The 5,788-nt window shown below is 69.0% G+C and carries 5 protein-coding genes and 1 pseudogene; all 6 read right to left on the reverse strand.

The genetic code is table 11. The features are described 5' to 3' along the window. Positions 1-100: 100 nt before the first annotated feature. Positions 101-667 (reverse strand): elongation factor P-like protein YeiP, encoded by a 567-nt coding sequence (gene yeiP / locus ACXJKH_RS12945; RefSeq protein WP_038688595.1) that lies wholly within the window; start codon positions 665-667, stop codon positions 101-103. 78 nt (positions 668-745) lie between these two features. Further along, a complete protein-coding gene (locus ACXJKH_RS12950) occupies positions 746-1,516 on the reverse strand; it encodes an SDR family NAD(P)-dependent oxidoreductase (RefSeq protein ID WP_256777192.1) in 771 nt (256 codons plus the stop codon). A 78-nt stretch (positions 1,517-1,594) separates the two neighbouring features. Next, positions 1,595-4,162 carry a sensor domain-containing protein gene (locus ACXJKH_RS12955; RefSeq protein ID WP_457319825.1) on the reverse strand — a complete coding sequence of 856 codons (2,568 nt, stop codon included), beginning with the start codon at positions 4,160-4,162 and terminating at the stop codon, positions 1,595-1,597. Next, on the reverse strand, positions 4,159-5,052 hold the full coding sequence (locus ACXJKH_RS12960; protein ID WP_457319827.1) for a hydroxymethylglutaryl-CoA lyase: 894 nt from the start codon (positions 5,050-5,052) through the stop codon (positions 4,159-4,161). The genes ACXJKH_RS12955 and ACXJKH_RS12960 overlap by 4 nt, the downstream gene beginning before the upstream one ends. A 193-nt stretch (positions 5,053-5,245) precedes the next feature. Further along, on the reverse strand, positions 5,246-5,632 hold the full coding sequence (locus ACXJKH_RS12965; RefSeq protein WP_256777189.1) for a VOC family protein: 387 nt from the start codon (positions 5,630-5,632) through the stop codon (positions 5,246-5,248). 11 nt (positions 5,633-5,643) lie between these two features. Further along, positions 5,644-5,788: pseudogene (locus tag ACXJKH_RS12970) on the reverse strand (enoyl-CoA hydratase/isomerase family protein); the annotation flags it as partial.

The raw sequence follows: 5,788 nt of genomic DNA on the forward strand, positions 1-5,788 counted from the left end.
GACCACGGGCGAGGCGGCATCCACCCCGTCCACAGTGCCGTCCGCTGCTCGCGGCGAACACGCCGCGAGCAGGGACAGGCAAGCCAGCAGGGCGATGCGCTTAGTCGGCACGGCCGGCGAATTCACCGGTGGCGGTGTTGACCAGCACGCGTTCGCCGTTGGCGATGTACTCCGGCACCATGATCTCGATCCCGGTGCTGAGCTTGGCCGGCTTTGGACGCTTGGTGGCGGTGCCCCCCTTCATTTCCGGCGGGGTCTCGACCACTTCCAGCACCACGCTGGTCGGCAGCTGCACGCCCACCGGGGTTTCGTCGATCACCTGCACGTAGATACCCGTCAGGCCGTCGGTGATGTAGCCGGCGTCATCGCCCAGCACGTCGGCATCGACCATGTACGGGGTGTAGTCCTCGTCGTCCAGGAACACGAACGCATCGCCGTCCTTGTAGGAATAGGTGGACTGGCGGCGCAGCAGCTCGACTTCCGGCAGGTTGTCGTCGGCGTCGAAGCTGGCATCGAGCTTGTTGCCGCCCGGCACGCTGTACATGATGAAGCGGAAGCGGACATTGCCGCCGCGGCCCTGCGGCGAGCTGCGTTCGATGTCGCGGATCTGGTAGACGCCGTTGTTGTACTCGACGACGTTGCCTTTCTTGATGTCGTTGGCTTTCATGGACTGAAGGTCGGTTCGTGGGAGGTGGCGGGCACCATGCCGGGTGCCCTGCGGTGTCCGCCGCTACGGCGGACGTGCTTACTTGGGTGCCAGACGCACCGCACCGTCCAGGCGGATGGTCTCGCCGTTGAGGTAGGTGTTGCCGAGGATATGGCCGACYAGGCCGGCGAAGTCGTCCGGCTTGCCCAGGCGCGGCGGGAACGGGATCGACGCGGCCAGCGATTCCTGCACGGCCGGCGGCATGCCATCGACCATCGGAGTCCAGAAGATGCCCGGGGCGATGGTCATCACGCGGATGCCGAAGCGCGACAGTTCGCGTGCCATCGGCAGGGTCATGCTGACCACGCCGCCCTTGGACGCGGCATAGGCGGCCTGGCCGATCTGGCCTTCATAGGCGGCGACGCTGGCGGTGTTGATGATCACCCCGCGCTCGCCGTCGTCGCCGGGCGTGTTGTGCTGCATGCGGTTGGCGGCGGCCTTGGCGACGTTGAAGCTGCCAACCAGGTTGACCATCACCGTGTTCTGGAAGCTGGCCAGTGGCATCGGGGCCTCTTTGCCCAGCACGCGCCCGGCGCCGAGGATGCCGGCGCAGCTGATCGCCGCATTGAGGCCGCCGAGGAAGTCGTGCGCGGCATCGATCTGCGCCGCCACGGCCGCTTCATCGCTGACATTGGTGGTGAAATAGCGGGCGTTGGCCTCGCCCAGTTCGGCCACGGCGGCCGCGCCCTTGTCGTCGTTGAGGTCGAACAGGGCGACTTTGGCGCCGTGGGCCACCAGGTACTGGGCCACGGACAGGCCCAGGCCGGAGACGCCGCCGGTGATGACGGCGCGGACAGAAGACAGCTGCATTGCGTGTTTCCGCTGGTTCAAGAACCGCCGATTCTAGCGGAAGCCGGCGCTGTCGCCGTTGTGCGCTGCGCGCGGCGCTCAGTGGCGCTGCGCCAGGCGCCGTGCGAACTCGTCCGGCGCCAGCCCGGGCGCAAACAGGAAGCCTTGGCCCACGGCCACTCCCAGCCCCTGCAGGAACTGCCGCTGCGGCTCCGATTCGATGCCTTCGGCGACCAGCCCCAGGCCCAGGCTGCGCGCAATGCCGCAGACCGCTTCGCACACCGCCACGTCCGAGCGGTTGCCGGGCACGCCCTCGACGAACAGCTGGCTGAGCTTGAGCCCGTGGATCGGCAGCCGGCGCAGGTAGTTGAGGGCGCTGTAGCCTTCGCCGAAATCGTCGATGGTCAGCAGCACGCCCATCTCGCGCAGGCGCGCGAAGGTCTGCAGGGTGTCCGGGGCATCCTCGATCAGCACCCGTTCGGTGAACTCCAGCTCCAGCGCGGTGCCGGGCAGGCCGAATTCGTCCAGCACCTGGCCCACGTTGCGGGCCAGGTCCTCGCCGACGAACTGGCGGTAGGACACATTGACCGCCACTCGCACGATGCCCAGCCCGGCATCCTGCCACGCCCGCACCTGTCGGCACGCCTCGCGCAGCACCCACAAGCCGATCCGCACGATGTCGCCGGTGCTTTCGGCGTGCCCGATGAAGATGTCCGGGCGCAGCTCGCCCAACTGCGAGTTGCGCCAGCGGATCAACGCTTCGGCGGCCACCAGCTGGCCGTTGTGCAGGTTGACCTGCGGCTGGTAGACCAGGTGGAACTCGTCATCGTCCAGCGCACGGTGCAGGCGGCTTTCGATCTGCAGCCGGTCGTTCTGGCGCTGCGCCAGTTCCGGGGAAAACACCTGCCAGCCGTTGCGGGTGCGGCGCTTGCAGTCGTACATGGCGATGTCTGCGTTCTGGATCAGCTGCTGCGGACGCAGCCCGTCCTGCGGCGCGCGCGCGATGCCGATGCTGGTGGTCACCGCGAACTCGTCGGCCCCGAAGCGGAACGGGGTGCTGAAGCCGCGGGTGATCGCCTCGGCCAGGCGCTCGGGCTGGTCGGCCTGGTCGCGGGTGTCGCAGATCACCAGGAACTCGTCGCCGCCAAAACGCGCCAGCAGGCCTTCGGTACCGATCGCGGTGGCGATGCGGCGGGTGGCATCGATCAGCAGTTCGTCGCCAGCGTTGTGGCCGAGCAGGTCGTTGACGGTCTTGAAGCGGTCCAGGTCGATGTACAGCACCGCCACCTGGCAATGGGTGGGGTTGGCCATGCGCGTGGCCAGGTCGTTGAGCACCGCATCGCGGTTCATGATGCCGGTGAGCGGGTCGGTGCGGGCCTGGATGCGCAGGGTTTCCTCGGCCTGCTTGCGCGCGGTGATGTCCTGCACGGTGCCGGCGATGCGTGCGGCGTTGACGTCACCGGGCTCGGCCTCGCCGATCATGCGCACCCAGAACGAGTGCCCGTCGCCGCGCTGGCCCTGCAGTTCCAACTCGAACGGCACCTGCCGGTCGATCACCTCAAGCAGCGCCTGCTGCAGCTGCGAGCGATCATCCAGGCGCAGGCATTCCAGCAGGTGCGCCATGTCGGTGAGCGGCAGCGACTGGCCGAGGATGCGGCTGGCCTCGTCGGTCAGGTACAGGCGCTGCAGGCCGCGATCCCATTCCCAGCCGCCGATGTGCGCCAGCGACTGGGCGCGGTCGAACAGGGCGTTGTTGCGCTTGAGCTCGGTGATGTCGCTGAACAGCCCGAACACGTGGTCCGGGCAATCGCGGCCGGTGCCGAACACCGGCACGTTGGTGGTGGAGATCCAGATCATGCGCCCGCGCGGGCGGTGGTACAGCCCGACGATGGTGCTGCGGATGGTGCGCCCGGTGCGCAGCGACACCGCGGCCGGCCACTGCTCGCGGGTGAGCGGGTGGCCATGTTCGTCCACGCAGATCCAGTCGTCCGGGGCCAGCATCGCCTGCAGGCTGCCGCCGTTGCCGGCCATGCCGAGGATGCGATGCGCGGCCGGGTTGGCCGAGACCACGCGCAGGTGGGTATCGAACAGGACCACGCCCTTGTCGATGGATTCCATCARCAACCGGTAGCGCGATTCGGCCTGCCAGCGGCTGCTGAGGTCACGCGCTACCGCCACGATGCAGTGCTCGCCCTGGTGCTCGAAGCCGGCCGAATGCACTTCCACGGGGAAGCGGCTGCCATCGCCGCGCATGTTGGTCACCTCGATGACGTAGGTTTCATCGCGGCGCAGCGCTTCCCAGACCGGGTCGAGGTGGTCGCTGGGCAGGTCCGGGTTCAACAGTTCGATCGGCTGGCCGACGATCTCCTCGCGCGGCCGTCCGTAGGCGCGCACGCCGGCCTTGTTGAGGTCCAGCACCACGCCGGTTTGGCTGAGGATGCTGACCGGGTCGGGTACCGCGTCGAACAGCGCGGCGTAGCGGCGCAGCGCCAGCTGGCGCTCGTCCATGGCCTGGGTAAGGGCCTGCTGCACCTCGCGCAGCAGGGGGCGCAGGCCCTGTTCGTCCGGCGGCTGCGCCAGGGCGCGATCCAGGGCGGCCAGCGCGTGGACGTGGGCGGTGAGATGGTCACCGACCGCGACGTCCCTGCGCGGGCCGCTGCGGCTCATGTGGCCGCCAGCGCCTTGCCGGTCTTGCTGCCGGTCTGCCGGCCCAGCCGTGCGGCGAGCCAGCGGCCGGTGGTGGCCAGCGCCGACAGGTCGATACCCGTGCGCATGCCGATGCCATGCAGCAGGTACACCACGTCTTCGCTGGCGACGTTGCCGCTGGCTCCCTTGGCATAGGGGCAGCCGCCGGCGCCGGATACGGCCGAATCGACCACGCGCACGCCTTCCTCCAGGCAGGCATCGATGTTGGCCAGCGCCTGTCCGTAGGTGTCGTGGAAGTGCACCGCCAGCGCGGCCATCGGCACCTCGGCGGCGACCGCATGCAGCATCGCCCGCGCCTTGCGCGGGGTGCCCACGCCGATGGTGTCGCCCAGCGAAATTTCGTAACAGCCCATGTCATGCAGCGCACGTGCCACGCGGACCACTTCGCTCACCGCGACCTCGCCCTGGTACGGGCAGCCGAGCACGGTGGAGACGTAGCCGCGCACCTTCACCCCGTCGGCTTTGGCGCGCGCCAGGATCGGCGCGAAGCGTGCCAGCGATTCGTCGATGCCGGCGTTGGTGTTGGTGCGGTTGAAGGTTTCCGAGGCGGCGGTGAACACGGCCACTTCCTCCACGCCGACCGCGCGTGCCCGATCGTAGCCCTGTTCGTTGGGGACCAGCACCGGATAGGCGATGCCGGGGCGGCGCTCGATGCCGGCGTAGACCTCGGCGGCATCGGCCAGCTGCGGCACCCAGCGCGGACTGACGAAACTGGTGGCCTCGATGGTGCGCAGGCCGGTCAGCGACAACTGCCGGATCAGTTCGATCTTGTCGGCGGTGGCCACCGGCTGTGCTTCGTTCTGCAGACCATCGCGCGGGCCCACTTCGACGATGCGGACGAAATCATCCATGGCGGGCCTCCCGGCGGACGGGCAGGCGCACAGCAGGCAGCAGAACGGGCAGGAGTCGGATCACAGGAGTACCAGAAGAAGGGAGGCGGCCCACGGTCCCCGGTAGGCCACGAAAGGGGGATACGCGGGATGGGCGACAAAGCGGCCAGCCCGCGGTGGATGACAGGGTCGCCCCAGGGCGGGCGCCGGGCGTTCAGCCGGGGCGTTGGCAGACCGCTTCGATGTTGTTGCCGTCCGGGTCCAGCACGAACGCCCCGTAGTAATCGGGGTGGTAATGCTCGCGGATGCCCGGCGCGCCGTTGTCGCGCCCGCCGGCGGCCAGCGCGGCCTGGTGAAAGGCATCCACCTCGGCCCGGCTGCCTGCGCTGAAGGCCACATGCACCCCGCCATGGGCGCCGGGCGCGTTGCCGATCCAGAAGTCCGGCTTGCCGGTGCGGCCGAAGCCGGCATGGTCGTGGTCGCCGGTCTGGGCGGCGCTGACCTGCATCACCACGGTGATCCCCAGCGGGGCCAGGGCCTGCTGGAAGAAGCTGAGGCTGCGCGGGAAGTCGGCGCAGCGGATACCGATATGGTCGAGCATGATGACGTCCTTCAGTCCTGGGTGACCCAATGCGGGGCGCGCTTGTCCAGGAAGGCGCCCAGGCCCTCCTGCCCCTCGGCCGACACCCGCAGGCGCGCAATCAGCGCGGCATTGTCGCGGTCCAGCGCGTCGCGGTCGCGGCCGATGCCGACCCGG

Source organism: Stenotrophomonas sp. P5_B8, assembly GCF_054049855.1.